Source organism: Actinoplanes sp. NPDC023714, from assembly GCF_040639855.1.
Classification (GTDB): Bacteria; Actinomycetota; Actinomycetes; order Mycobacteriales; family Micromonosporaceae; genus Actinoplanes.
Map to the genome: position 1 here is coordinate 161089 of NZ_JBFAAR010000012.1, position 26082 is coordinate 187170.

Genomic DNA, 26082 nt, shown 5'->3' on the forward strand with positions numbered 1-26082 from the left:
ACTGCTGGACACGTATTCGCAGCGTTCCCGGCACGAGATCCGGCGGACCTCGCAAGCCACTATTGATCGCCGGGCGCGATCATCCAACCACCGATGGTAGCTGCGCAAGTGGCCAGGTCCATAACGCGAACGGGCGACCCTTCAGCACCGGACGAAACGGTCATCGGAACCGCTCGGTCGCGGCCCGCTCGGTCTCGGCGTAATCGATGGCCGAGTCCTCCAGCGCGAGCCTGATCCGGCGCAGATGACCTTGAAGATCCTCGGAGGCGGCACGCCACCGGGCCTGCCGCTGCTCGTAGGCCTCACGGGCCTCGCCGGACCAGGTGGCGACGAGCGGCCCGGCATCCCGCTCGAGCTGGTCGAGCTGGCTCCGCAGGGCCGCGAGCGCGCGGTCGATGTCGGCCCCGGCCTGCATCAGCGCCCCGAAGCTGACCCGGAGCACGCCGTCGTAGCTCATGACGGCGGCACGGCCGCGGAGCCGGCCCGGCCGACCCGGGCGGCGGCGCCGGCGTCGGCGGCCCGGTAGCCCTCGCCCGTGGCCCGGATCGCGGCGGCGGTCTCGGTCAGCGCCTCGCCGAGGCGGCGCAGATCGGCCGCGTATTCCGTCTTGACCCGCTCGAACGCCAGGGCACCCTGCCCGCGCCAGGCCTCCTGCAGCACCGACAGCTCGGACATCAACCTCTGCAGGGTGCCCTGAAGCCCGTCGTTCACCTGCTCGAACCGCGCCGCGGTACGCGCCATGATCGCCATTTCGGCCTGCGTTCCGGTCATGTCCGATTACCCCTTTCTCACTTGTGGACTGTCGCACGGCATTGACGCAGATCACTAGGTGTCAATCGCCGGCCCGACGCTAGCGACATTCCGGCCGGTGCCGGGTTCGCGAATTGCGGCCTGTGGACAACACCTGTGGACAAAGCCGGGCGCGACCTACCATCCGCTTGTGCGCAGTGGACTGCCTTTCGGCGTACATCTGAATCAGCTCGTGGCGACCCAAGCCGCCGCCGCACTGATGTTGCTCGGCGCCGCAGGCGGCGGAATGATCGCCGCCTGCGCGGCCGCCGGCTTGCTGGCGATCACCTGGGTCCGGGTCCGCGATCGATGGGCCTACGAGTGGCTCGCCACCCTGACCGGTTTCACCCTCCGCCGGCGCACCACCAGACTCGCCGGCCTCACCGTCGCCGCGATGCTCGACGACCCGGGCCCGTTCACGCTCCTCGATCTGCACACGCTGCCTCCAGCGGATCTGCTGCGTGTCGATCAGCCCGTTCACCTGCAACTCGTGCTGACCGGGGTGCCTGCGCCGCCGAGTTCCGAAGACCGCGACGTCCCGCTCGTGCACTTCCGCGCGGTGCTGGCGATCCGGCCGCTGCGCGAGAGGGCCGTGTCCGAGGACGATCTGCGTCGCCACCTCGCGGCCGCGACCCGCACGCTGCGGCGAGACCTGCGTGATCATGCCGCCGGGCCGTTGGAGGAGACAGCGACCGTACGCGTGACCGCCGACCTCGCCCACCTCGACCACGATGACGTTCTGCACGAGTCGTGGAGTGGGGTGACCGCCGGCGGCCTGACCACGGTGACGTTCCGGTGCCGCCCGCAGCCCGGCGCCGCGGTCTCCGCACGCCTGCTCCACCGGTTGCTGCACCTGCCCGCCACCGTGACGACGATCGCCCTCACCCTCGACCCGGTCACGATGCTGGTCCGGCTGACAGTGCCGGCCGATCCGGGTCCGGAGCAGGGCCGGAGACGAGGCCGGCCGGCCAGTGAACCGACGGTCCTGGCCCTGCGCCGCCTGCTGGCGAGTGAGCGGATCACCGCCGACCGGTGCGACGGCGAGCAGCTGCCGGCGCTGGCCGCGACACTGCCCCTCGGCATCCCCCGGCCGGCTTCCCCGGCGTTCTCCGGGCGGGCTCAGCCCTCCTCGGCTCTCTCCTCGGCGCACGGCCTCTCCCCGGCGCACGGCCTCTCCCCGGCGCTCGGCCGGACGGGCGCCGGCCGGACTGCGCCGGCGACGTTCGCCGCGGAGCTCACCCTGCCCCCGATCGACCACGGCCTGCCGCTCGGGCACAGTCCTCGCGGACGAGCCGTGCTGATCCGCCCGTTCCGGGACGGCCCGTGCCGGGTGGTCCTGGTCGGCAGCGCCCGGTGCGCCCAGCTGATCGCCTTCCGGGCCCTCGGCGTTGGGGTGCGGGTGCTGGTCAGCACGGATCGCCCGGCCGCCTGGGCGACGATGCGGCACGGCGCCGGCGACGAGGAACTCACCCTGCACCCGCCGGGCTTCCGGGACGTCCCACCCGGATCGCCGCTGCGGCCCACCCTGCTGGTCCGGGACGAATCCGGGGAGGCCGCAGGCGGATCGGCGAAGTCCGCGGACAGATCGGGGAAGGCCGCGGACAGAGCGGCGGACGTGACCGATCCGTGGACCAGCACGCTGACCGTTCTCGACCAGGCCGATGCGGCCTCGGCCGGCGCCGCCGACCTTCTCCTCCTGCAGACCCTCGGCCCGGTCGAGGCCGCGACGCTCGGCCCGGCCCTCAAATCCGAAGAGACCGCCAGGGCACTGACCGAAATGCCGTCCGACATGATCGCCGTCGTCACCGGTCGGGCGATCCGCTGGGCCGTGCTGACACCGACCTCCGTCGAGAAAGTCCTGATCGGAAACCCCGCGCGCCACATGGCCCTACAGCAAAATAAGCGACAAATCTCAATTTGACCGCATTCCTTGATCGCGCCTGGATGAAGATCGCGGGGTGTCGCTCCCAACCCTGGCACCGGCGTGGCACGATCCCCTGCCATGGGCATCCTCATCAGGCTGTTGATCACGGCCGTCTCGCTGTGGATCGCGACCCTGGTGATCGACGGAATCGACCTGACCTCCGACACCACGGCCGGTAAGGCCGGCACGCTGATCGCCGTCGCGGTGATCTTCGGTGTGGTCAACGCGATTCTGCGGCCGATCATCAAGGTCCTCGGTTGCGGTCTCTACGTCCTCACGCTCGGCCTGATCGCGCTCGTCGTGAACGGCCTTCTCTTCATGCTCACCAGCTGGATCGCCGGCGAGCTGGGGCTCGGCTTCCACGTCGACGGCTTCTGGCCGGCCGCGCTGCTCGGCGCGCTGCTGGTCGGCGTCGTGAGCTGGGTGCTCAACATGCTCGTCCCAGACGGCGACGACTAGGACGCCCGAACCGAGACGTTGACGAAGGGCGCCCATTCGGGCGCCCTTCGACACTCGGAGCAGGCCAGCCACCCGGAATTGGCCTTGTGGCCTGGCCCATAAAAGCAAGGACCGCTCCCCTTGGCCGACCTTACGGTGAGGGCTATGAGCGACGAGCGGCGTGGATATCTGTACGGCCTGACGGCGTACACGCTCTGGGGTTTCTTCCCCATCTATTTCAAGATGTTGCAGCCGTCCCCGCCCCTGGAGATCCTCGCGCACCGGATCGTCTGGTCGGTGCTCTTCGTGGCGCTGCTGCTCACCGTGGTCCGCAACTGGTCGTTCCTCGGCCGGCTGCTGCGCACGCCCCGGCTGCTCGGCGGGATCACCCTGGCCGCGGTGCTGATCGGCATCAACTGGGGCACCTACATCGCGGCGGTGAACTCGTCCCGGGTCGTCGAGACCGCGCTCGGCTACTTCATCACACCGCTGGTCAGCATCCTGCTCGGCGTCACCGTGCTCCGCGAGCGGGTCCGGGTGTGGCAGTGGGTGGCGGTCGGCCTCGGCGCGCTGGCGGTCGGCATCCTCACCGTCGACTACGGCCACCTGCCGTACGTCGCACTGACCCTGGCGGCCTCGTTCGGCTGCTACGGCCTGATCAAGAAGCGCATGTCGCTGCCGCCGGCCGAGGGCCTGTTCGTCGAGTCGGGTGTCCTGGCACTGCCCGCCCTCGGATACCTGACCTGGCTCAACCTCGCCGGTGGCGCCGAGTTCGGGCACGTCTCCGGCACGCACACGGCCCTCATGCTGCTCTCCGGGATCGCGACCGCGGTGCCGCTGCTGCTCTTCGCGGGCGCGGCGAACCGGGTGCCGCTCGTCGGCCTCGGCATCCTCCAGTACGTCGCGCCGATCCTGCAGCTCGCCTGCGGAATCCTGATCTACCACGAGCCGATGCCGCCGGCCCGGATCGCCGGCTTCGGGCTGGTCTGGATCGCGCTGATCGTCTTCACGGTGGACGGCATCCGGAACGCCCGGTCGCTGGCCCGGGAACGTGCGGCGGCCGGCGCGGCGGCCGCCACCGCCGGGCCGGCCACCGCCGCCCTACCCTCCCGCTGATCGCTGATCGCGGAAGGAGTCTCTTTCACCGCGATCTTGTGGAATCGTGCAGGCCCGTCGCTGCGGGATTTCACAAGATCGCGGCAGGGGGGAGCAAGATCGGGGCAGGGGGAGCAAGGTCGGGGGGAGCTAGTCGAATCCGGGCGGCTCGTAAGTCAGCATCGCCTTGCCGTCGAAGCGGACTATCTCCAGCCGGGAGAGGCTGCCCTCGCCGAAATGCGTGGCGCCGGGCATCCGGAACTCGGTGCCGGGCTGGGCCAGCCAGGAGCCGAGCTGCTCCTTCTCCTCGTCCGGGCCGTAGGCGATCAGCCGGAACGTGTAGGCCTGGTCCGCCGACTCGCTGTAGGCGCAGTTCATCTCGACCTTCGTACCGCCCGCGGTGCTGGTGAGCCGGACCGTCGCGGTGATCGGGGAGACGTCCTCGACCGGCTTCATCGCGACGGCCGGGCCCGGTGGCGGCGTCCCGGGCGCCTCCTGGCCGAGGGTCCAGGCCGCGACCCCACCACCGATCAACAGCACGAGTACGAAGGCAGCCGCCGTGCTGGCGAGGCGGATCGAGAAGTTCCGGCGTCGCGAGGGCCGGGGCGGGGACGACGAGATCGCCGGGTTGAAGGCGACCCGGGGCGGCGGCCCGGTGAGTGTCGGGTCGAGCAGTTTCGCGAACTCGTCGGCGTCCAGGCGGTCGAGCATGTCCGGTACCGCCGCGAGGTCGGCGACCGCTTCCCGGCAGAACGAGCACGTCGCCAGATGACGTTCGTACGCGGCCCGCTCCGCCGGCGACAGCGCGCCGAGGACATAGGCGGCGTCATCGTGCCCGTCCTCGCATCGCATCTCGCACCGCCTCCAGCCGGATCGTCCGTCCGGTCTCTGGTACGCGGTATGCAGCAGGAAGGTTCAACGATTCCTTAGAGTCGCCGGTCAGGCCGTGGCGGCCTCGATGCGGAGAGTCAGGCGGTCGCGGACTCGCCTCCGGACAGGGCTTCGGCGACGTTGCGGGCCGCCGCGGTCAGCTTCGCCCGGACCACTCGTGCCGAGGTCAGCATCTCGGCGGCGGGCATCGAGCAGGCCAGCACGAGCCGCCGTTCCATGTCCCGATCGGCGACGACGACCACGGCGGCGGAGGCCAGACCTTGACGGAACTGTCCCATTTCAATCTGCATGCCGCGTCGTTCGCCAGCCGCCAGATCGGCCTCGAGCGCCTCCGGGGTGGTCAGCGTCGCCGGCGTGAAGCCGCGCATGCCGTAGTCCCGCAGATAGCGCGAGCGCTGGTCCGGCGTCAGCGTGGCGAGCAGCGCCTTGCCGAGCGCGGTGGCGTGGCCGCCCTCGTCGAAGCCGGGCGCGATGTCGTCGAGGAACGGCGACCGCGCGCCCTCGGCCGACGCGGTCACGGCGATCCGTCCGCCGACGAAGCGGCCGAGGTAGTGGCTGTACCCGGTGTCCAGCGCGGCCCGGCGCAGCGCCTCTCCGACGGCGGGCGGGCCCCGGAACGCGGAGACCAGCTCGCGGTACCGATCGGCGATCTCCAGTCCCACGATGTACGTCCCGTCCTCCCGACGGATCACGTAGCCCTCGTAGGCCAGGGTTCGCACGAGGTGATAGGTCGTCGCGACGGTCAGCTCGCATCGCCGGGCGATCTGCTTGACGGTGAGTCCACGCGGGGCACGACCGACCGACTCCAGCACGCGCAGGGCACGCGACACGCTCCGGATGAGATCTGACGGCTCCGCTAGGGGGTCACGCACAGCTACCTCCGAGGCCAGGGACTTACACCATATGAAGAAACGTTCGTCGACGGAATGCCAAAACCATGTGGATCACGATCGATTTGCACAGCGGGTGTGATCAATAGGACTGTCCGCAGCCGGACGCGCGGTCGCTGGCTTAGTCTGCGTCGAGTGCGAAAGGCGAAGATCGAACCGAACGGAACCGGTTTAACCAGCGTGAATGCGGGGCGGGCCACGGCCGGTGCACTTACCACGACGATCGCTGTTTCGATACCCGTCTTCCTGGTGGGAGGCCTCGCCGTTCAGGTCGGCGACGAGCTTCATTTCTCGCCGGCGGGCCTCGGTCTCGCCGTCTCCGCCTACTTCGGAGCGAGCGCGCTCGCCTCGGTCCCGGCCGGCGCTCTGGTCGAACGGTACGGATCCACCCGGATCGCCCGGGCCGGCATCGCCCTCGCCGCCCTCTCGCTGATCGCCGTCGCGGGCCTCGCTCGCTCACTGTGGACGCTCGTGGCGATCCTCGCCCTCGGCGCCGCCGCGAACGCCATGGGCCAGCTGGCAAGCAACACCAGCCTGTCCCGGCACGTGCCGGCCCGGCGGCAGGGGCTGACGTTCGGCATCAAGCAGGCCGCCATCCCGGTCAGCACGCTGCTGGCCGGCGCGGCCGTGCCGGTGGTGGCATTGACCGTCGGCTGGCGGTGGGCGTTCGTCGCTGCCGCGCTGGCCGCCGCGGCCGCCATCCCGCTGGTCCCCCACGACTCCGGGCACCGGCGGCGCACGGCCGAGACCGGGCAGGCCACCTCGGCGCTCGTCGTCATCGGCGTGGCCGCGACCCTGGCGGCCGGCTCGGCGAACGCCCTCGGCACCTTCGTGGTGGCCTCGGCCGTGGACCGGGGCATCGAACCCGGCCCGGCGGGCCTCGCGCTCACCCTCGGCGGCGCGGTCTGCGCGATCTCCCGGATCGCCGGCGGCTGGCAGGCCGACCGGAACCCGGACCGCCAGGTCGGCGTGATCGCGGCCCTGCTCGCGACCGGCGCCGGCGGCCTCGCCCTGCTCGCCGTGCCGGGACCGGTGGCGCTGGTCACCGGGATCGTGCTGGGCTTCGGTTTCGGCTGGGCCTGGCCCGGCCTGATGAACTTCGCGGTGGTCCGGCTGCACCCGCAGGCCCCGGCCGCCGCCACCTCGATCACCCAGACCGGCGTCTACGCGGGCGGCTGCGTCGGACCGCTGGGCCTGGGCGCGGTGGCCCACTACGCCGGTTACCCGGCGATGTGGACGGCCGGAGCGGCAGCGATGCTGAGCGCGGCCGCCCTCATGCTGCTGGGAAGCCGTCTGCTGCGGCAGCACACGACCGCGTGAGGGCCCGGCTCAGTTCGTCCGGTCGGCGATGACGTCGCAGAGGGCTTCCATGGCCCTCTTCGGCTCGCCGGCCGGGAGCGGCGCCAGCCGCGCCCGCGCCTCCTCGGCGTAGGTCCGCACCGTCTCGCGCGCCTGCTTCATCGCGGCCGACTCGCGCAGCAGCGTGAGCGCCTCGGCGTGCAGCGCGTCGTCGGTGATCGGGCCGGCCGAGAGCAGCTCGCGCAGCCGGACCGCGGAGGCGTCGGTGTCGTCGCCGGCCAGCGCGTAGAGCACCGGCAGCGTCGGCACGCCCTCGCGCAGGTCGGTGCCGGGCGTCTTGCCCGACTGCACCGACTCGGAGGCGATGTCGAGCAGGTCGTCGGAGAGCTGGAAGGCGATGCCGATGGTCTCGCCGTATTGCGCGAGCGCCTCGACATGCTCGGCCGGCGCTCCGGAGAAGAGACCGCCGAACCGCGCCGCCGTGGCGATCAGCGACCCGGTCTTCTCCGAGATGACGTGCAGGTAGTGCTCGATCGGGTCGCGGTCGCGCGGCCCGACGGTCTCGGCGATCTGGCCGTGCACGAGCCGCGCGAACGTCTGCGCCTGCAGGTGCACCGCCTCCACGCCGAGCTGGGCCGCCAGGTCGGCGGCCTGGGCGAAGAGGTAGTCGCCGACGAGGATCGCCACCGAGTTGCCCCAGCGCGCGTTCGCGCTCGGCGCGCCCCGGCGCACGGCGGCCTCGTCCATGACGTCGTCGTGGTAGAGCGTCGCCAGGTGGGTCAGCTCGACCACGTTGGCGGCGTCCACGATCTGCGGCGACGAGGGGTCGCCGAACTGCGCCCCGAGCGCCACCAGCAGCGGCCGGAACCGCTTGCCCCCGGCGTCGGCGAGATGGCGCGCGGCCTCGGCCACCAGCGGGTCGGCGCTGGCGACATGGCCACGCAGCGCTTCCTCCACGGCGACCAGCGTCGCCGACACCGACGCGTCCATCGCGGGATCGACGTCGAGGCCCAGCGACGACAGCGTCATATCACCGGTGCTCACCACGCATCTCACGATGCCATACCGGTCCGACGGAATCAGTCCCAGGGTGGCGTGCGACAAGATCCAAAATCCGACAGCATTTGTACGGGTGGAAGCGGCATCTCCCGGCCACCCCCGCACGCCCGCCGGCCACCCGGTCGCGATCCAGGCGAATCGATTGACATCGGAATGACAAAGAGGCCCCGGCACGTCGCCGGGGCCCCTCTGACTGAAACCGGTCAGCGGACGAACTGGCCCGCCTGCTCGGTCAGATCCAGCAGCGGCGCCGGGACCACGCCCAGCGCCACCGTGGCGATCACACCGAGCCCCAGCGCCGTGGCGGTGAGGAAGCCCGGGATGGAGACGGCAGGCGTCGTCTCCCCCGGCTCGGACAGCCACATGAGCACGACGACCCGCAGGTACGGGAACGCCAGCAGCATGCTGGAGATGACGCCGAAGATGACGAGCCAGGTCTGCCCGCCCTCGATCGCCGCCCCGAAGACCGCGAACTTGCTCATGAAGCCGCTGGTCAGCGGGATGCCGGCGAAGGCCAGCAGGATGAACGTGAACGTGGCGGCGAGCAGCGGGCTCTTCCGGCCGATGCCGGCCCACCGGGACAGGTGGGTGGCCTCGCCGTCGGCGTCCCGCACCAGGCTGATGATCGCGAAGGCCGCGAGCACCGAGAACCCGTACGCGACCAGGTAGAAGAGCGTGCTGGAGAGGCCCTCCTCGTTCATCGCGAGCACGCCCACCAGCAGGTATCCGGCGTTCGCGATCGACGAGTAGGCCAGCAGGCGCTTCAGGTCGGTCTGGGTGACGGCCAGGATCGCGCCGACGAACATGGTCAGTACCGCGATCGCGCCGAGGACCGGCTGGAAGTCCCACTGCACGCCGGCGAACGCGACGTACAGGATGCGCAGCAGCGCGCCGAACGCCGCGACCTTGGTGACGGCCGCCATGAACGCGGTGACCGGCGTCGGGGCGCCCTGGTAGACGTCCGGCGTCCAGACGTGGAACGGGGCGAGCGCCGCCTTGAAGAGCAGACCGATCGCGATCAGTCCGAAGCCGGCGTAGAGCAGCACCTGGCTGCGCTGCGGGTTCGCCACCGCGGCCTGCACGGTCTCGAGCTGGATCCCGCCGGCGAAGCCGTAGATGAAGGCCACGCCGAACAGGAAGAAGGCCGAGGCGTACGAGCCGAGCAGGAAGTACTTCAGCGCCGCCTCCTGGCTGAGCAGACGCCGGCGGCGGGCCAGCGCGCAGAGCAGGTAGAGCGGCAGCGAGAAGACCTCGAGCGCCACGAACATGGTGAGCAGGTCGTTCGCCGCGACGAAGAGCATCATGCCGCCGAGCGCGAACGAGGTGAGCGGGTAGACCTCGGTGGCGCCGGGAGCGCCGCCGGCCTGCCGCAGGTCCTTGTCGGAGCCGACGGTGATCGCGGCCTGCGACACGAACGCGCCGCCCTTCTCGATCGACCGCTCACCGATCAGCAGCAGCGAGACCGCGCCGAGCACCAGGATCGCGCCCTGGAGGAAGAGCGACGGGCCGTCGATCGCCACGGCGCCGCCGATCGTGGTGACCCGGGTGTCCCGCTGGAGCACCACGGCCACCAGCGCCGCGACCACGGCGAGCAGGGACAGCGAGAGCTGGACCCCGTTGCGCGCCTTCCGGGGTACGAGGACCTCGACCAGCACGCCGGCGCACGCCGCTCCGAAGAGGATCAACATGGGCAGCAGCGCGCCGTAGTCGATCGCGGGCAGTTGCAGTTCTCCCATGGCTCAGCCGCCTGCCTTTCCATCCGCGACCACTGCCGGGGCCGGGTCGGTGGTGCCGACGTCCTGCAGGGTCGCCTGCACCGCCGGGTTGATCACATCGGTGACCGGTTTCGGGTAGAAGCCGAGCACCACGATGAGCAGGATCAGCGGGGCGACCACGAACTTCTCGCGCAGGCTGAGGTCCTTGCGCATGGCCGGGACCTCCTCCAGCGCCGGGTTGAGCGTGCCCTGCGTGGTCCGCTGAATCATCCATAGCACGTACGCCGCGGCCAGGATGATGCCGAGGGTCGCCACCACGGCGAATCCCTTGTGGGTGCTGAACGTGCCGATCAGCACCAGGAACTCGCTGACGAACGGCGCGGTGCCGGGCAGCGCCAGCGAGGCGAGGCCGGCGAAGAAGAGCACGCCGGCCAGCACCGGGACCAGCTTGCCGGCGCCGCCGAAGTCGCTGACCAGGGCCGAGCCGCGCCGGGCCACGAACATCCCGACCACGATGAAGAGCAGGCCGGTCGCGAGGCCGTGGTTGACCATGTAGAGCACCGCGCCGGTGCCGGCCTGCGTGGTGAACGCGAAGATCCCGATGCCGATGAAGCCGAAGTGCGCGATCGACGTGTACGAGACCAGCCGCTTCAGGTCGTTCTGGCCGACCGCGAGCAGAGACGCGTACACGATGCCGATCACGGCGAGGACCATCGCGGCCGGCGCGAACCAGCGGGACGCCTCCGGGAAGAGCGAGAGGCAGTACCGCAGGATGCCGAACGTGCCGACCTTGTCCATCACGCCGACGAGCAGCGCGGCCGCGCCGGCCGGGGCGGCGCCACCGGAGTCCGGCAGCCAGGTGTGGAACGGGAAGAACGGCGCCTTGATCGCGAACGCCACGAAGAAGCCGAGGAACAGCCACCGCGCCGTCTCCGTCTCCACCGAGCCGGTCGCCTCGACCAGCTTCGTGAAGTCGAAGGTGTGACCCGCGACGACCCAGAGGCCGATCACCGAGGCCAGCATGAAGAGGCCGCCGACCAGGCTGTAGAGGAAGAACTTCACCGCCGCGTACTGCTTCTGGCCGGAGCCGAAGGACCCGATGATGAAGTACATCGGAATCAGCATGACCTCGAAGAACACGTAGAAGAGGAAGATGTCCGCCGCGGCGAACACGCCGATCATCGTGCACTCGAAGGTGAGCAGAAGGGCGAAGTACGCCGGGGCGGACCGCCGGCTCTGGTCGACGTCGTGCCAGGACGCCAGGATGACGACCGGGAACAGGACGGCGATCAGCATCAGCATGACGAGCGCGATGCCGTCGGCCGCGAAGGTGAAACGGGCGTCCCAGGACGGGATCCACGCGTACGACTCGCGGAACTGGAACCGCTCGCCGTCGATGGTGAAGGCGGCCCACATCACGATGCTGAGTCCGAGAACGATCAGCGACCAGACCAGGGCGATCATCTTGGCCAGTTCGGCCTTGGCCCTCGGGATGAACGCCACCACCGCGGCCCCGACGAGCGGGAGCAAGGTGAGAACGCTCAGGTAAGGAAAGTCCGTCACGCCAACCACCCCAGCTGGATCGCGATGAAGGCGCCGACGACCAGCATCGCGCCGGTGAGCATCGAGAGCGCGTAGGACCGTACGAATCCGGTCTGAAGCCGCCGCAGGCGCGCGGAGCCCCCGCCGATCCCGGCCGCCAGGCCGTTCACGACGCCGTCGATGCCCTTGTTGTCGAGGTAGACCAGGGCCCGGGTGAGGTAGATGCCGGGCCGCTCGAACACCGCCTCGTTGAACGCGTCGGTGTAGAGGTTGCGCCGCGCGGCCGTGACCAGCACGCCCGCGGGCTGCGGCTCGGTCGCCGTCCCCTTCCGGAACAGCGCCCAGGCCAGGCCCGCGCCGAGCACCGTGACGAGCAGCGACAGGATGGTGATGACGGTGTGCGAGAGCACGCCGTGCGCCTCCGCCTGCTCCTCGCCGAAGACCGGGGTGAGCCAGTCCGGCACGCTGGTGCTCATCAGCCAGCCGGCCGCGACCGATCCCACCGCCAGCAGGATCAGCGGAATCGTCATGATCGGCGGCGACTCGTGCGGGTGCTTGATGTCGTCGGTCCAGCGGGCCGGGCCGTGGAACGTCAGCACGAAGAGCCGGGTCATGTAGAACGCGGTGAGCCCGGCGCCGATCAGCGCGGCCATGCCGAACACCCAGGACTCCCAGGTCACGTCCCGCTCGAAGGCGGCCGCGATGATCGGCTCCTTGGAGAAGAAGCCGGAGAGCGGCGGGATGCCGATGATCGCGAGCCAGCCGGTGGCGAACGTGATCCAGGTGATCCTCATGTGCTTCGACAGGGCGCCGAACCGCCTGATGTCGACCTGGTCGTGCATCCCGTGCATGACCGAGCCGGCCCCCAGGAACATGTTCGCCTTGAAGAAGCCGTGCGCCAGCAGGTGCACGATGGCGAGCGCGTACGCCGCGCCGCCGAGCCCCACGCCGAGGAACATGTAGCCGATCTGCGAGACCGTCGACCAGGCCAGGACACGCTTGATGTCGTCCTTCGCCGCGCCGATGATGCAGCCCATCAGCAGGGTGAGCGCGCCGACGCTCACCACGATCAACTGCAGCGTGGTGTTCGCCGAGAAGACCGGGTTGGACCGGGCGATCAGGTAGACGCCGGCGGTGACCATGGTCGCCGCGTGGATGAGCGCGGAGACCGGGGTCGGGCCCTCCATGGCGTCCGGCAACCAGGCCTGCAGCGGGAACTGACCGGACTTGCCGGCCGCACCGAGCAGCAGCAGGATGCCCATCACCAGGACGGTTCCGGCGGCGAGCGAGCCGACGCCGTTGAAGACCTCGGCGTAGTTCGTGGTGCCCAGGTAGGCGAACATCATGAAGATGGCGATCGCGAGGCCGGCGTCGCCGACCCGGTTCATCAGGAACGCCTTCTTGCCGGCCGTCGCGGCCGAGGGGCGGGTGTACCAGAAGGAGATCAGCAGGTAGGACGCCAGGCCGACGCCCTCCCAGCCGAAGTAGAGCATCACGTAGTTGTTGCCCAGGACCAGCAGCAACATCGCCGAGACGAAGAGGTTGAAGTAGGCGAAGAACTTCCGCCGGCCCGGGTCGTGCTCCATGTATCCGACCGCGTACAGGTGGATCAGCGAACCGACCCCCGTGATCAACAGGACGAAGACGCCGGAGAGCGGGTCGAAGAGCAGGCCGAAGTCGACGTGCAGGCCGCCGACCACGATGAAGTCCCAGAGGTTGAGCTCGGCCGATCGCCGGTCCCCGTCGAGACCGCCGAGTTCGAAGAAGAAGACCAGACCGAGTACGAACGAAGCGGCGACCGACAGGACGCCGAGCCAATGACCCCACTTGTCGGCCCGCCTGCCGAGCAGCAACAGGATGGCCGCACTGGCGAGCGGGATCGCGACGAGCAGCCAGATGCTGCTCAGCACTCCCGTCGCTGGGGCGAACTCCACAGTTCGTTCCATGTGAAGGCCCTTCAGTACTTGAGGAGGTTCGCGTCGTCGACGCTCGCCGAGCGTCGCGTGCGGAAGATCGACATGATGATGGCGAGGCCGACCACGACCTCGGCCGCCGCGACGACCATCACGAAGAACGAGATGATCTGGCCGTCCAGGCCACCGTTGATCCGGCTGAAGGTGATCAGCGCGAGGTTCGCCGCGTTCAGCATCAGCTCGATGCACATGAACAGGACGATCGCGTTACGCCTGATCAGCACCCCGACCGCACCGATGGTGAAGAGGATGACCGACAGCACCAGGTAGTAGTCGGGAGTCACTTCTCGGTTCCCTTCGGTGCGACCTCCGAGTCGGTCAGCTCGCGGACCGGGAGGATCGGCGAGATGCTCCGCTCGGCGCCGTTGCCGTCCGGGAGCCGGGCCGGCGCGGCCACCGACATGGTGTTCGCGTAGATGCCGGGACCGGGCTTCGGGCCGGGGTAGTTGCCCGGGCGGAAGCGCTCCTTCATCCGGGTGACCTGGTCGAGCTTCTCCTCCTTCGCCCGCTCCACGTGAGCCAGCACCATGGCGCCGACCGCTGCCGTGATGAGCAGCGCCGAGGTGACCTCGAACGCGAAGACGTAGTTGGTGAAGAGCAGCGCGGCGAGGCCCTGGACGTTGCCGTTCTGGTTCGCCTCGGTCAGGCCGACCACGTCGATGTCGCCGATCGAGCGGGCCAGGCCGGTGGCGATCAGCGCGGCGAAGCCGACGCCGAGAAGGATCGCGGCGACCCGCTGCCCGCGCAGCGTCTCGATCAGCGAGTCCGACGCGTCCCGGCCCACCAGCATGAGCACGAACAGGAACAGCATCATGATCGCGCCGGTGTAGACGATGATCTGCACCATGCCGAGGAACGGCGCCGCGTTGACCACGTAGAGGAAGCCCAGGCAGAGCATCGTCACGACGAGCCAGAGCGCGGAGTGCACCGCATTGCGGGCCAGCACCATGCCGAGCGCCCCGATCACCGCGATCGTGCCGAGGATCCAGAAGGCGAACTGCTCGCCGGTGGAGACCGCGTCCATCACACGGCCTCCTTCTCGTCCTCGTCCGCCGACCACGGCGCCTTCTCGGCGCCGACCGACGTGCCGGGGTTGGTGAGCGCGCCGACGTAGTAGTCCTTGTCGGTCTCGCCGAGCCGCATCGGGTGCGGCGGCTGCTCCATGCCGGGCAGCAGCGGCGCCAGGAGCTCCTTCTTCGTGAAGATCAGGTCCTGGCGGTTGTCCCGGGCCAGCTCGTACTCGTTGCTCATGGTGAGCGACCGGGTCGGGCAGGCCTCGATGCACAGCCCGCAGAAGATGCACCGGGCGTAGTTGATCTGGTAGATCTTCGCGTACCGCTCGCCGGGCGAGAAGCGCTGCTCGTCGGTGTTGTCGCCGCCCTCGACGTAGATCGCGTCGGCCGGGCAGGCCCAGGCGCAGAGCTCACAGCCGATGCACTTCTCCAGGCCGTCCGGGTGACGGTTGAGGATGTGCCGGCCGTGGTACCGGGGCGCCGGCTTCGGCGGCGAGAACGGGTAGTCGGTCGTGATCACCTTGCGGAACATGTGCGCGAAGGTCACACCGAATCCCTTGAAGGAGCCGGTCAGTGTGGCCACGTCACACCTCCTTCGTCTCGGAGTCGCCGCCGACGGTGGCCGGGGCACGCTCGGCCACGGCTCGGCGGGCGCGGGGGCTCGGCGGCACCTGGAGGTCCATCGGGGGGACCGGGAAGCTGCCCGGCGGGCGGGCGGCCAGTTGCTCCTCGATCGGGACCGGCTTCGGCTTCTTCGGCGCCGGCCAGCCCCAGGCGACCAGCAGCACGACGAGCGCGATGGCGCCGGTGGAGATCCACCGGACCTCGCTGGAGAGCTCACCGCTGCGGGCGACCTTGAAGTACGCCAGCGCGAGGATCCACACCAGGTTGACCGGGATGAGGACCTTCCAGCCGAAGCGCATGAACTGGTCGTAGCGGAGCCGCGGCAGCGTGGCCCGCAGCCAGATGAAGCCGAAGAGCAGGATCAGCACCTTGCCGAAGAACCAGAGCAGGGGCCAGTAGCCGGAGTTGGCGCCCTCCCAGACCGTGGTGATCGGCGCGGGCGCCCGCCAGCCTCCGAGGAACAGCGTCGTGCAGAAGGCCGAGACGGTGATCATGTTGATGTACTCGGCGAGGAAGAAGAGCGCGAACTTGAACGACGAGTACTCCGTGTGGAAGCCGCCGACCAGCTCGGACTCCGCCTCGGGGAGGTCGAACGGGGCCCGGTTGGTCTCGCCGACCGCCGCGATCATGTAGATCACGAAGCTCGGGAGCAGCTGGAGGGCGTACCAGCCGGGGGCGGTCAGGTCGGCGCCGAAGATGTTCACCGGCTCGCCGGAGGCCTGGGCCGCGACGATCTGCGAGGTGCTCATCGTGCCGGCGGTCATGAACACCGCCACGATGGAGAGGCCCATCGCGACCTCGTACGAGATCATCTGCGCGCTGGACCGGAGACCGCCGAGCAGCGGGTAGGTCGAGCCGGACGCCCAGCCCGCGAGCACCACGCCGTACACGCTCATCGAGGAGCAGGCGAGCAGCACCAGCACCGAGACCGGCACGTCGGTGAGCTGCAGCGCCGTCTGCTGGCCGAACATGTTCACGACCCCGCCGAACGGGATCACCGAGAACGCGGTGAAGGCCGTGGTCGCCGAGATCACCGGGGCGATGAAGTAGACCACCTTGTCGGCGGTCTTCGGGATGATCTCTTCCTTGAACGGCAGCTTCAGGCCGTCGGTGAGGCTCTGCAGCCACCCCTTCGGGCCGACCTGGTTGGGGCCGGGCCGGACCGCCATCCGGGCCACGACCTTGCGCTCGTAGTTGATCGTGAACAGCGTCAGCAGCAGGAGGAGCACGAAGACGCCGAACAGCTTGATCAGCGTGATCCACCAGATGTCGTTCTCGAACGTCTCGAGGGTGGGATCGACGGCGTGCGCCGCCAGAATCGCGTTCATCGAGCTGCTCCCTCAGCGAGGATCGGACCCGGAACCCCGGCCTCGAGCCGGACCACCGCGCCGGCGGTGACGCCGAGGCTGCGCCGCACCGTCGAACCCGGTGAGTTGGTGGGCAGCCACACCACTGCCGGCGGCAGGTCGGCGATCGCGGCCGGCAGCGTCACGCCGCCGCGGCCGGTGCTGACCGTGACCAGGTCGCCGTCGGCCACGCCGAGCGACTCGGCCAGGGCCTTGCCGATCCGGGCCACCGGCGGGCGGGCCGTGCCGGCCAGGATCTCGTCGCCGTCGAGCAGCGTGCCGAGATCGATCAGCTGGTGCCAGGTGGCGAGGACCGCCTCCCGCTCCCCCGGCCGGGCCGTCGTGGCCGGCTCGCTGACCGGTGGCACCGGACGGGCCGAGGCGGCGGGCAGCGCGCCCAGCTCGCGGCGGACGGCCTGCACGTCACCGGTGTTCAAGGTGACTTCCAGCAGGGCCGCGATCGCCTCGAGCACCCGGCCGTCGGTCATCGCCGTGCCGGGCAGCACCGCGCCGAACGACCGCAGGCGTCCTTCCCAGTCCATGTAGGTGCCGGCCTTCTCGACCGCCGGGGCGATCGGCAGCACCACGTCGGCGCGGCGGGTGACCGCGCTCTGCCGCAGCTCCAGGCTCACCACGAACGGAACGGTGTCGAGCGCCTGCTCGGCCAGGAGCGGGTCGGCCAGGTCGGCCGGGTCCACGCCGCCGACCAGCAGGGCGCCGAGCGTGCCGTCGGCGGCCGCCGCGACGATCTGGTCGACGTCCCGGCCCGGCGTGCCGGAGAGCACGCCCGACTCGGTCCGCCAGGCCAGCGAGAGCTCGGCCCGGGCCGCCGCGTCGGTGACCGGACGGCCGCCGGGCAGCAGGTTCGGCAGGCAGCCGGCGTCGAGCGCGCCCCGGTCGCCGGCCCGGCGCGGCACCCACGCGAGGCGGGCGCCGGTCCGCTCGGCCAGCGCGGCCGCCGCGGAGAGCCCGCCCGGCACGGTGGCCAGCCGCTCGCCCACGATCAGCAGCGAGCCGGGCGCGCTGAGCGCCGCGGCCACCGCCGGGTCGGTGTTGAGCAGCCGGGCCTCGTCGCCCGGGACCGCCGTGACGACCGCGGCGCCGAGCTTCTCCAGGCCCCGGGACAGGTACGGCGACAGCGCCGTGACCTTCAGCTTCTTGCGGACGTGGGCCTTGCGCATCCGCAGGAAGAGGATCGGGCACTCCTCCTCCGGCTCGAGGCCCGCGATCAGCACCGACGGCGCGTTCTCCACCGCCTCGTACGTCACCTCGGCGATGCCGGCGACCGAGGCGGCGAGGAAGTCGGCCTCCTCGGTGGCACTCAGCGGCGTCCCGGTGGCGCGGACCGGCCGGGCCCGGAAGTCGACGTCGTTGGTGCCGAGGACGACCCGGGCGAATTTCGCGTACGCATAGGCGTCCTCGACGGTGAGCCGCCCGCCCGGCAGGACCCCCACGCCGCGCTCCCGCGCGGCCTTCAGGCCCTCGGCCGCCGTGAGCAGGGCCTCGCTCCAGGAGGCCTCGCGCAACTGGCCGGTGACCGCATCGCGCACGAGCGGCGTGGTGATCCGGTCGGTGGCCGTGGCGTAGCGGAATCCCCAGCGGCCCTTGTCGCAGTTCCACTCCTCGTTGACCGCCGGGTCGTCGCCGGCCAGCCGCCGCAGGACCTTGCCGCGCCGGTGGTCGGCGCGCATCGAGCAGCCGGCCGCGCAGTGCTCGCACGAGGTCGGCGTGGAGACCAGGTCGAACGGGCGGGCGCGGAACCGGTACTGCTCGCCGGTGAGCGCCCCGACCGGGCAGATCTGGATCGTGTTGCCGGAGAAGTACGAGTTGAACGGGACGTCCCCCTCGCCCTCGCCGACCTGGCCGTCCCCGGTGAGGTCGCCGCCGAAGAAGTCGTCGCGGTAGACGTTGATCTGCTCGCCGGACGAGCGGTCCATCAGGTCGATGAACTTGTCACCGGCGATCTCCTCGGAGAACCGGGTGCAGCGCTGGCAGAGCACGCAGCGCTCGCGGTCGAGCAGCACCTGGCTGGAGATGTGGATCGGCTTCTCGTACTCGCGCTTGTGCTCGACGAAGCGGGAGTCGGCCCGGCCGGTGCTCATCGCCTGGTTCTGCAGCGGGCACTCGCCGCCCTTGTCGCAGGTCGGGCAGTCGAGCGGGTGGTTGATCAGCAGCAGCTCCATGACGCCGGCCTGCGCCTTCGCGGCGACCGGCGAGCTCTGCTGGGTCTTCACGACCATGCCCTCGGCCACCGTCTGGGTGCAGGAGGCGACCGGCTTGCGCTGGCCCTCCACCTCGACGAGGCACTGCCGGCAGGCGCCGGCCGGCGCGAGCAGCGGGTGGTCGCAGAAGCGCGGGATGGCGATGCCCATCCGCTCGGCGACCCGGATGACCAGCTCGCCCTTCTCGGCGGTCACCTCGACCCCGTCGACGGTGAGCGTGACGAGGTCCGCCTTCTTCTCTACGTCGGTCATCAGTGCGCTCCCACCAGGCTCTTCTCCGAGAGACGCGGCGCGGTCCGGCCCTCGATGTAACCGAGGTAGTCGTCCCGGAACCACTTGAGCGTCGACACGACCGGGGTCGCGGCGCCGTCGCCGAGCCCGCAGAACGACCGGCCGAAGATGTTGTCCGCGGTGTCCTGGAGCGTGTCCAGGTCGGCGTAGGTGCCCTGACCCGAGAGGATCCGGCGGTACGTGCGGACCATCCAGTAGTTGCCCTCGCGGCACGGGGTGCACTTGCCGCACGACTCGTGGTGGTAGAACTCCAGCCACCGCCACGTGTTGTAGACCGGGCAGTCCTGGTCCGAGAAGATCTGCATCGCCGTGGTGCCGAGGATCGACCCGGCCGCCGCGACCCCCTCGAAGTCCATCGGGGTGTCGATGTGCTCGGCGGTCAGGATCGGCGTCGACGAGCCGCCCGGCGTCCAGAACTTCAGGTTGTGGCCGGGCTTCATGCCGCCGGCCAGCTCGATCAGCTCGCGCAGCGTGATGCCGAGGCCGCACTCGTACTGACCGGGGTTGGCGATCCGGCCGGAGAGCGAGTAGATCATCGGGCCGGCCGACTTCTCGGTGCCCATGCTCTTCCACCAGTCGGCGCCGCCCAGGACGATGTAGGGCACGCTGGCGATCGTGCCGACGTTGTTCACCACGGTCGGGCTCGCGTACAGGCCGGCGACGGCCGGGAAGGGCGGGCGCAGCCGGGGCTGGCCGCGGAAGCCCTCGAGCGAGTCGAGCAGCGCGGTCTCCTCGCCGCAGATGTACGCCCCGGCGCCGCTGTGCACCACCAGGTCGAGGTCGAACCCGGACTTGAGGATGTTCTTGCCGAGGTACCCCTTCGCGTACGCCTCCTGGACCGCGTTGCGCAGCCGCCGCGCGGCGTGCACCGCCTCACCGCGGATGTAGATGAACGCCCGGCTGGCCCGGATGGCGTAGGACGCGATGATCGCGCCCTCCACCAGCGAGTGCGGGTCGTACGTCATCAGCGGCAGGTCCTTGCAGGTGCCCGGCTCGCCCTCGTCCGCGTTGATCACGAGGTAGTGCGGCTTGCCGTCGCCCTGCGGGATGAATCCCCACTTCAGGCCGGTGGGGAAGCCGGCGCCACCCCGGCCGCGCAGGCCGGAGTCCTTGATCAGCTGGATCAGGTCGTCGGGGTGCACCTCGAGCGCCTTGCGGACCGCGGCGTAGCCGTCGAGCCGCTCGTAGACGCCGATCTGCCAGGCGTCCGGCGAGAGCCAGCGCTTCGTGAGGACGGGGGTGAGTTTCTGGAGGACCTCCGGCCGTGGCTGGGTCACTTCTCCTCCTCGGTGCCGCGCGGGACGTTGGTGGCCGGCTTCTGGTCGGCGGTGCGCTGGCTGACGATCCGCTCACCGCGGGTGCCGTCGCCGGCGGGCTTGCCGTCACCGGCCGGCTCGCTGCCGGCCGCCCCGGCGGCCTCGGCCGGTGTGCTGGGCGGCGGCCCACCGGCAGTGGCGGCGCCGGACGGCGACGGGGTCTCGGCCGTGGGGTTGCGCATCTCGGCGGTCCGCACCTGCGGGTCCTTGACGTCCCCGGTGTCGGTGGTGCGGCCGGCGTGCAGGTGCTCCCCGACCGCGCCCGCCTTCTCCGCGACCGCGCCGGCGGCCGCCTTCACCGCCGTGGTCGCCTTCTTCGCGAACGACGCGATCCGGCTCGGCTGCTCCGGCTGCGGCTGGGGAAGCGCGTTCCCCTCCCGGGCCGGCTTGGTCGTGGTGATCGGGGTGTCCGGGTCGAATCCGGCCACCGCGACGCCGTGCTCCTGGGCGAGGCGGACCCCGCGCAGCGTGGGCGCCCCGGCCACCCCGTCGCCGACCGCGCCCTCGCGCGGATCGGCGAAACCGGCCAGCTGGTACTGCATCTCCTTGAGCGAGCAGATCCGGGCGCCCCGGGCGGGCGCCGGGCGCTCGCCGTTGCGCAGGCTCTCCACCAGCTCCACCGCCGACTCCGGGGTGGCCTGGTCGACAGTGAAGTCGTAGTTGACCGTCACGACCGGCGCGTAGTCGCAGGCCGCCAGGCACTCGGCGTGCTCCAGCGTGATCTTGCCGTCGGCCGTGGTCTGGTCGTGCCCGACGCCGAGGTGCTCGGCGAGCTCGTCGTAGACCTGCTGACCGCCGAGCACGTTGCAGAGCGTGTTGGTGCAGACGCTGACCAGGTATTCGCCGGTGGGGCGGCGCTTGTACATCGTGTAGAAGGTGGCGACCGCGCCGACCTGCGCCTTGTTGATCCCGAGGATCTCCGCGCAGAACGCCACGCCGGTCGGGCTGACGTGCCCCTCCTCGGTCTGCACCAGGTGCAGCAGCGGGAGGAGCGCGGACCGCTCCCGGCCCGCCGGGTAGCGGGCCAGGATCTCCAGGGCCGGTTCGAGCAGCTTCTCGGCGAGCGGCGCGGCCGCCGGCGAGAACTCGACAGTCGTATCTGCGGACATCAGCGGTCACACCCACCCATCACGGGGTCCAGAGAGGCGCCGCCGGCGATCACGTCGGCGAGCAGCGCCCCCTCGGCCATCGCGGGGATGGCCTGCAGGTTCACGAAGCTCGGCTCCCGGTAGTGCACCCGGTACGGATGGGTGCCACCGTCGGAGACCGCGTGTACGCCGAGTTCGCCACGCGGGTGCTCGATCGCGACATAGACTTGACCCGGCGGGACCCGGAAGCCCTCGGTCACGAGCTTGAAGTGGTGGATCAGCGACTCCATCGACTGGCCCATGATCTTGGCGACGTGTTCGAGCGAGTTGCCGAGACCGTCCAGGCCGAGCGCGAGCTGCGACGGCCATGCGATCTTCTTGTCCTCGATCCAGATCGGGCCCGGGCGCAGGCGGTCGAGAGCCTGCTCGACGATCTTGAGCGACTCCCGGATCTCCGCGATCCTGACCAGGTAACGGCCCCAGACGTCGGCGGTCGTCGCCGTCGGCACGTCGAACTCGTAGGTCTCGTAACCGGAGTACGGCATGGTCTTGCGCAGGTCCCAGGGCAGCCCGGCGGCGCGCAGCACCGGTCCGGTGATGCCGAGCGAGAGGCAGCCGGTCACGTCGAGGACCGCGACACCCTGCGTACGCCGCTGCCAGATGACCTGGTCGGAGAGCATCGCCTCGTACTCCTTGAGGCGCTTCGGCAGGTAGACCAGGAAGTCACGGATCTTGCGAACCGCGGACTCCGGCAGGTCCTGCGCGAGGCCGCCCGGGCGGATGTAGGCGTTGTTCATCCGCAGGCCGGAGGTCTCCTCGAAGATGTCGAGGATGTACTCCCGCTCCCGGAAGCCGTAGAGCATCATCGAGATCGCGCCCAGCTCCATGCCGGTCGTGGCGAGCCAGACCAGGTGCGAGGCGATCCGCTGGAGCTCCATGAACATGACACGGATGGTCTGGGCCCGCTCGGTGATCTGGTCGGTGATCCCGAGCAGCTTCTCCACGGCGAGGCAGTAACCCGCCTCGTTCGACATGTTGGAGAGGTAGTCCATCCGGGTCACGAACGTGACGCCCTGGGTCCAGTTCCGGTACTCCAGGTTCTTCTCGATCCCGGTGTGCAGGTAACCGACGACCGGGCGGCACTCGGTGACCGTCTCGCCCTCGAGCTCCAGCACCAGCCGGAGCACGCCGTGCGTGGACGGATGCTGCGGGCCCATGTTGACGACGATCTTCTCGTTGCTGAGCGGGTCGATGCCGGCGGCGATGGAGTCCCAGTCCCCGCCGGTGACGGTGAAGACCCGTCCCTCGGTCGTCTCCCGCTCGGTCGCGTACTCGGATGTCGTCATTGGTAGACCCTCCGCTGGTCGGGCGGCGGAATCTCGGCACCCTTGTATTCCACCGGCACGCCGCCGAGGGGGTAGTCCTTGCGCTGGGGGTGCCCTTCCCAGTCGTCGGGCATCAGGATCCGGGTGAGGTTGGGATGTCCGGCGAAGACGACGCCGAACATGTCGTAGACCTCGCGCTCCTGCCAGTCGGCCGTCGGGTAGACGCCGGTGACGCTCGGAACGCTCACGCCGTCGGCGACCGCCACCTCGAGACGTACCCGCCGCCGGTACGTCATCGAGGTCAACTGGTACGCCACGTGGAACCGGCGCTCGTCGGTGCCGAGGTAGTCGACCGCGTCCACCGAAGAGCAGAGCTCGAAACGCAACGACTCGTCGTCGCGCATTACCTGACAGACCTCGGTGATTTTCTCGGGCCTGATGTGAAGTGTGAGTTCCGCCCTATCTACGACCACCTTCTCGATGGCTTCGGAGAAGGCCGGATAAGCTTCCTCCAACGCGTCATAGACGTCGTCGAAATACCCGCCGTACGGCCGCGGGCTGTCAAAAACAGCAGGTCGGGGGCGGGCAAGACGACCGAAGCCGGAAACGTCACCGGTGCCTTTGACTCCGAACATCCCCTTGTCGGGGCTGGGTGGAGTCTGCGCCGGCGCACCTAGTTCGGCTCCGGTCGGTGACGTAATGGGTACGCCACCCTGCGTACCTTCGGATTGGGTGCCCGAGGAAATGCTCATTTGACACCTTCCCGCAAATGCGGCTGGAGCTTCATCCAGTTCTCGATCCGCAATTGCTCCTCACGGCCTTCCTTGACGGCCTGAGTCCATTCCGCCCGCCGTGCCTTGTCGACGCGGTACGAGGACGGCATGGCACCCGGGGCGACGATCGGCGTCTTACCCTCGGCCTCGCGAGCGGCCAGCATCTTGCGCCCGTTCGGGCCGAGCGGCTGGGCCATCACCTTCTCGCGCATCTTGAGGATCGCGTCGATCAGCATCTCCGGCCGGGGCGGACAGCCCGGCAGGTAGACGTCGACCGGGACGATGTGGTCCACGCCCTGCACGATGGCGTAGTTGTTGAACATGCCACCGGACGAGGCGCAGACGCCCATCGAGATCACCGAGCGGGGCTCGGGCATCTGGTCGTAGATCTGCCGGACCACCGGAGCCATCTTCTGGCTGACCCGGCCCGCGACGATCATCAGGTCGGCCTGCCGGGGCGAGGCCCGGAAGACCTCCATCCCCCAGCGGCCCAGGTCGTAGTGCGGACCGCCGGCCGCCATCATCTCGATGGCACAGCAGGCGAGACCGAACGTGGCGCCCCAGAACGACGACTTGCGCGCGTAGTTGGAGAGTTTCTCCACCGAGGTGAGCAGGATGCCGGCGGGCAGCTTCTCTTCGATTCCCATGGTTATCAGTCCCAGTTCAGGCCGCCGCGCCGCCACACGTACGCGTAGGCGATGAAGACGGTGACGATGAAGAGGACCATCTCCACGAACCCGAACAGCCCGAGCGCGTCGAACGAGACGGCCCACGGGTAGAGGAAGATGGTCTCGATGTCGAAGATGATGAAGAGCATCGCTGTCAGATAGAACTTCACCGGGAACCGGCCGCCACCGATCGGCTGTGGGGCCGGTTCGATCCCGCACTCATAGGCATCGAGTTTCGCGCGGTTGTACCGCTTGGGCCCGACGATGGGGGCGACGGACACCGAGAACAACGCGAAGAGGGCGCCGAGGATCAGCAACCCGACGATCGGGACATAAGGGTTGACCGTCATGTTCACTCCCGTACGACTGTTAGCCGCTTCACACTAGTTCGTGCTCTTTTGTATCCCTTTGCTCGGGGTGCCCGATTCCGTCAGCGGACGGCGGGCGCCACCTTGGTCAAACCGTTGATGATGCGATCCATGGCGTCGCCGTCCCGGGGGTCGGTCAGGTTGGCCAGGAGCTTGAGGACGAACTTCATGAGCGTCGGGTGCGGCATGCCGTACTTGGTGGCGGCGCGCATGATCTGCGGGTTGCCGATCAACTTCACGAAGATCCCCCCGATCCGGTAGTAACCACCGAACCGGAGACTGAGTTCTGCGGGATAGGCCCGGAGGGCCCGCTCCCGCTCGGGCCCGGCCGGCCTGGCCAGCGCCTGGACCGCGATCTCGGCGGCCAGCTCGCCGGACTCCATGGCGTACGCGATGCCCTCGCCGTTCATCGGGTTGACCATGCCGCCGGAGTCGCCGACCAGCATCACGCCGCGGGTGTAGTGCGGCACCCGGTTGAAGCCCATCGGGAGCGCCGCGCCGAGCGTGGGGCCGTCCGCGTTCGCCTCCTCGCGCAGCCCCCAGTCCTCCGGGGTGCTCCCGAGCCAGTCGGTGAGCAGGGCGCGGTAGTTCGTCTTGCCGAACGCGTCGGACGAGTTGAGGATGCCGAGGCCGACGTTGACCCGGCCGTCGCCGAGCCCGAAGATCCAGCCGTAGCCCGGCAGCAGCCGTCCCGGGTCCTGCGCGCTGCGCAGCTCCAGCCAGGACTCGAGGTAGTTGTCGTCGGCCTTCGCGGCCGAGCGGTAGTAGCGCCGGACCGCCACGCCGAGCGGGCGGTCGTCGCGCTTGGCGAGGCCGAGGGCGAGCGGGAACTTGCCGGAGACGCCGTCCGCGGAGATCACCAGGGGGGCGCGGTACTCGACCGGCTCACCGGCGGCCTTGGCCTGCACGCCGATCACGTGGCCGTCGTCGTCGAGCACCGGCCCGGTGACGTTCACCCCGGTGCGCAGCAGCGCGCCCGCCTCGACCGCGCGCTTGGCCAGCAGGTCGTCGAAGTCCATCCGGGTGCGGACCAGGCCGTAGTTCGGGAAGCTCGCGAGGTCGGGCCAGTCCAGCTCCATCCGGACGCCGCCACCGATCACCCGCAGGCCGCGGTTGTGCAACCATCCCGCTTTCTCGGACGTGTCCACACCCATCCGGATAAGCTGGCGAACGGCACGAGGCGTGAGGCCGTCGCCGCAGACCTTCTCGCGCGGGAACTCGGTCTTCTCGAGCAGCAGCACGCGCACGCCGTGGCGCGCGAGGTGGTATGCCGCGGCCGACCCGCCCGGGCCCGCTCCGACCACGATCACGTCCGCCTCATCGACGACGATCGAACCGACTCCGTGGTCGCTCACGGCCTGACCTCCATCTCACCGGGGACGCTCGTGAATTAGTTCACAAGCATGCCTCGATCGGAGTGTAGGCCGACAATC

Annotated in this window: 24 protein-coding genes; 4 read left to right on the plus strand and 20 right to left on the minus strand. The window is 69.9% G+C overall.

The genetic code is table 11. The features are described from left to right. Nucleotides 1–160: 160 nt before the first annotated feature. Both AB0G10_RS37530 and AB0G10_RS37535 read right to left on the minus strand, forming a co-directional pair. The gene (locus tag AB0G10_RS37530) at nt 161–457 is read right to left on the minus strand and encodes a WXG100 family type VII secretion target (protein WP_360933197.1); all 297 of its coding nucleotides are present in this window, start codon (nt 455–457) and stop codon (nt 161–163) included. Next, nucleotides 454–771: a WXG100 family type VII secretion target gene (locus AB0G10_RS37535; protein ID WP_360933199.1), complete on the minus strand. Its 318-nt coding sequence runs from the start codon at nt 769–771 to the stop codon at nt 454–456. The genes AB0G10_RS37530 and AB0G10_RS37535 overlap by 4 nt, the downstream gene beginning before the upstream one ends. 169 nt (nt 772–940) lie before the next feature. Here AB0G10_RS37535 and AB0G10_RS37540 point away from each other — a divergent pair, with 169 nt between their 5' ends. From AB0G10_RS37540 to rarD, 3 genes are all read left to right on the plus strand, one after another. Continuing rightward, a complete protein-coding gene (locus AB0G10_RS37540) occupies nt 941–2710 on the plus strand; it encodes a hypothetical protein (protein ID WP_360933202.1) in 1770 nt (589 codons plus the stop codon). A gap of 81 nt (nt 2711–2791) precedes the next feature. Next, nucleotides 2792–3172: a phage holin family protein gene (locus AB0G10_RS37545; protein WP_360849211.1), complete on the plus strand. Its 381-nt coding sequence runs from the start codon at nt 2792–2794 to the stop codon at nt 3170–3172. Nucleotides 3173–3316: 144 nt separating this feature from the next. After that, complete coding sequence (gene rarD / locus AB0G10_RS37550; protein WP_360933205.1) at nt 3317–4267, plus strand: EamA family transporter RarD; 951 nt, start codon at nt 3317–3319, stop codon at nt 4265–4267. Nucleotides 4268–4396: 129 nt separating this feature from the next. Here the strand turns inward: rarD and AB0G10_RS37555 are convergent, their stop codons facing one another. Together AB0G10_RS37555 and AB0G10_RS37560 are read right to left on the minus strand one after the other, a co-directional pair. Continuing rightward, on the minus strand, nt 4397–5098 hold the full coding sequence (locus AB0G10_RS37555) for a zf-HC2 domain-containing protein (protein ID WP_360933208.1): 702 nt from the start codon (nt 5096–5098) through the stop codon (nt 4397–4399). Nucleotides 5099–5214: 116 nt separating this feature from the next. Beyond that, nucleotides 5215–6009 carry an IclR family transcriptional regulator C-terminal domain-containing protein gene (locus AB0G10_RS37560; protein ID WP_360429555.1) on the minus strand — a complete coding sequence of 265 codons (795 nt, stop codon included), beginning with the start codon at nt 6007–6009 and terminating at the stop codon, nt 5215–5217. 168 nt (nt 6010–6177) lie between these two features. Between AB0G10_RS37560 and AB0G10_RS37565 the strand changes: the two genes are divergently transcribed. Continuing rightward, nucleotides 6178–7347 (plus strand): MFS transporter, encoded by a 1170-nt coding sequence (locus AB0G10_RS37565; RefSeq protein ID WP_360933474.1) that lies wholly within the window; start codon nt 6178–6180, stop codon nt 7345–7347. 9 nt (nt 7348–7356) lie between these two features. Here the strand turns inward: AB0G10_RS37565 and AB0G10_RS37570 are convergent, their stop codons facing one another. From AB0G10_RS37570 to AB0G10_RS37645, 16 genes are all read right to left on the minus strand, one after another. Continuing rightward, nucleotides 7357–8316, minus strand: a complete 960-nt coding sequence (locus AB0G10_RS37570; protein WP_360933477.1) for a polyprenyl synthetase family protein — start codon at nt 8314–8316, stop codon at nt 7357–7359. Between the two features lie 272 nt (nt 8317–8588). Then, the gene (nuoN, locus tag AB0G10_RS37575; RefSeq protein ID WP_360933211.1) at nt 8589–10121 is read right to left on the minus strand and encodes an NADH-quinone oxidoreductase subunit NuoN; all 1533 of its coding nucleotides are present in this window, start codon (nt 10119–10121) and stop codon (nt 8589–8591) included. 3 nt (nt 10122–10124) lie between these two features. Then, on the minus strand, nt 10125–11663 hold the full coding sequence (locus tag AB0G10_RS37580) for an NADH-quinone oxidoreductase subunit M (protein ID WP_360933214.1): 1539 nt from the start codon (nt 11661–11663) through the stop codon (nt 10125–10127). Then, the gene (nuoL, locus tag AB0G10_RS37585) at nt 11660–13588 is read right to left on the minus strand and encodes an NADH-quinone oxidoreductase subunit L (RefSeq protein ID WP_360933217.1); all 1929 of its coding nucleotides are present in this window, start codon (nt 13586–13588) and stop codon (nt 11660–11662) included. The genes AB0G10_RS37580 and nuoL overlap by 4 nt, the downstream gene beginning before the upstream one ends. Nucleotides 13589–13599: 11 nt before the next feature. Next, complete coding sequence (nuoK, locus tag AB0G10_RS37590) at nt 13600–13899, minus strand: NADH-quinone oxidoreductase subunit NuoK (RefSeq protein ID WP_360933220.1); 300 nt, start codon at nt 13897–13899, stop codon at nt 13600–13602. After that, nucleotides 13896–14639 (minus strand): NADH-quinone oxidoreductase subunit J, encoded by a 744-nt coding sequence (locus AB0G10_RS37595; protein ID WP_360933223.1) that lies wholly within the window; start codon nt 14637–14639, stop codon nt 13896–13898. The genes nuoK and AB0G10_RS37595 overlap by 4 nt, the downstream gene beginning before the upstream one ends. After that, nucleotides 14639–15211, minus strand: coding sequence for an NADH-quinone oxidoreductase subunit NuoI (gene nuoI / locus AB0G10_RS37600; protein ID WP_360933226.1), 573 nt, complete (start codon nt 15209–15211; stop codon nt 14639–14641). The genes AB0G10_RS37595 and nuoI overlap by 1 nt, the downstream gene beginning before the upstream one ends. A gap of 1 nt (nt 15212) precedes the next feature. Then, complete coding sequence (gene nuoH, locus AB0G10_RS37605; RefSeq protein ID WP_360933480.1) at nt 15213–16568, minus strand: NADH-quinone oxidoreductase subunit NuoH; 1356 nt, start codon at nt 16566–16568, stop codon at nt 15213–15215. Between the two features lie 8 nt (nt 16569–16576). After that, a complete protein-coding gene (locus tag AB0G10_RS37610; protein ID WP_360933229.1) occupies nt 16577–19072 on the minus strand; it encodes an NADH-quinone oxidoreductase subunit G in 2496 nt (831 codons plus the stop codon). Next, nucleotides 19072–20388 (minus strand): NADH-quinone oxidoreductase subunit NuoF, encoded by a 1317-nt coding sequence (gene nuoF, locus AB0G10_RS37615; RefSeq protein ID WP_360933232.1) that lies wholly within the window; start codon nt 20386–20388, stop codon nt 19072–19074. The genes AB0G10_RS37610 and nuoF overlap by 1 nt, the downstream gene beginning before the upstream one ends. Beyond that, nucleotides 20385–21536: an NADH-quinone oxidoreductase subunit NuoE gene (gene nuoE / locus AB0G10_RS37620; protein ID WP_360933234.1), complete on the minus strand. Its 1152-nt coding sequence runs from the start codon at nt 21534–21536 to the stop codon at nt 20385–20387. Before nuoE ends, nuoF begins: the two co-directional genes overlap by 4 nt. Continuing rightward, nucleotides 21536–22861 carry an NADH-quinone oxidoreductase subunit D gene (locus AB0G10_RS37625; RefSeq protein ID WP_360933237.1) on the minus strand — a complete coding sequence of 442 codons (1326 nt, stop codon included), beginning with the start codon at nt 22859–22861 and terminating at the stop codon, nt 21536–21538. The genes nuoE and AB0G10_RS37625 overlap by 1 nt, the downstream gene beginning before the upstream one ends. Next, the gene (locus AB0G10_RS37630; protein ID WP_360933240.1) at nt 22858–23592 is read right to left on the minus strand and encodes an NADH-quinone oxidoreductase subunit C; all 735 of its coding nucleotides are present in this window, start codon (nt 23590–23592) and stop codon (nt 22858–22860) included. Before AB0G10_RS37630 ends, AB0G10_RS37625 begins: the two co-directional genes overlap by 4 nt. Beyond that, entirely contained in the window at nt 23589–24260 is a 672-nt protein-coding gene (locus AB0G10_RS37635; protein WP_360933243.1) for an NADH-quinone oxidoreductase subunit B family protein, read from the minus strand. The genes AB0G10_RS37630 and AB0G10_RS37635 overlap by 4 nt, the downstream gene beginning before the upstream one ends. 5 nt (nt 24261–24265) lie before the next feature. After that, nucleotides 24266–24631: an NADH-quinone oxidoreductase subunit A gene (locus tag AB0G10_RS37640; protein ID WP_111652111.1), complete on the minus strand. Its 366-nt coding sequence runs from the start codon at nt 24629–24631 to the stop codon at nt 24266–24268. 80 nt (nt 24632–24711) lie between these two features. Further along, nucleotides 24712–26004: a geranylgeranyl reductase family protein gene (locus AB0G10_RS37645; RefSeq protein ID WP_360933246.1), complete on the minus strand. Its 1293-nt coding sequence runs from the start codon at nt 26002–26004 to the stop codon at nt 24712–24714. Nucleotides 26005–26082: the final 78 nt, after the last annotated feature.

Coding starts and splice junctions, on each gene's coding strand:
- AB0G10_RS37630 (WP_360933240.1), bottom strand. CDS start 23,592: ATGAGCATTTCCTCGGGCACCCAATCCGAAGGTACGCAGGGTGGCGTA.
- AB0G10_RS37530 (WP_360933197.1), bottom strand. CDS start 457: ATGAGCTACGACGGCGTGCTCCGGGTCAGCTTCGGGGCGCTGATGCAG.
- AB0G10_RS37555 (WP_360933208.1), bottom strand. CDS start 5,098: ATGCGATGCGAGGACGGGCACGATGACGCCGCCTATGTCCTCGGCGCG.
- AB0G10_RS37625 (WP_360933237.1), bottom strand. CDS start 22,861: ATGACGACATCCGAGTACGCGACCGAGCGGGAGACGACCGAGGGACGG.
- AB0G10_RS37610 (WP_360933229.1), bottom strand. CDS start 19,072: ATGACCGACGTAGAGAAGAAGGCGGACCTCGTCACGCTCACCGTCGAC.
- AB0G10_RS37545 (WP_360849211.1), top strand. CDS start 2,792: ATGGGCATCCTCATCAGGCTGTTGATCACGGCCGTCTCGCTGTGGATC.
- AB0G10_RS37570 (WP_360933477.1), bottom strand. CDS start 8,316: ATGGACGCGTCGGTGTCGGCGACGCTGGTCGCCGTGGAGGAAGCGCTG.
- AB0G10_RS37595 (WP_360933223.1), bottom strand. CDS start 14,639: ATGGACGCGGTCTCCACCGGCGAGCAGTTCGCCTTCTGGATCCTCGGC.
- AB0G10_RS37640 (WP_111652111.1), bottom strand. CDS start 24,631: ATGACGGTCAACCCTTATGTCCCGATCGTCGGGTTGCTGATCCTCGGC.
- AB0G10_RS37635 (WP_360933243.1), bottom strand. CDS start 24,260: ATGGGAATCGAAGAGAAGCTGCCCGCCGGCATCCTGCTCACCTCGGTG.
- rarD (WP_360933205.1), top strand. CDS start 3,317: ATGAGCGACGAGCGGCGTGGATATCTGTACGGCCTGACGGCGTACACG.
- nuoN (WP_360933211.1), bottom strand. CDS start 10,121: ATGGGAGAACTGCAACTGCCCGCGATCGACTACGGCGCGCTGCTGCCC.
- nuoE (WP_360933234.1), bottom strand. CDS start 21,536: ATGTCCGCAGATACGACTGTCGAGTTCTCGCCGGCGGCCGCGCCGCTC.
- nuoL (WP_360933217.1), bottom strand. CDS start 13,588: ATGGAACGAACTGTGGAGTTCGCCCCAGCGACGGGAGTGCTGAGCAGC.
- AB0G10_RS37535 (WP_360933199.1), bottom strand. CDS start 771: ATGACCGGAACGCAGGCCGAAATGGCGATCATGGCGCGTACCGCGGCG.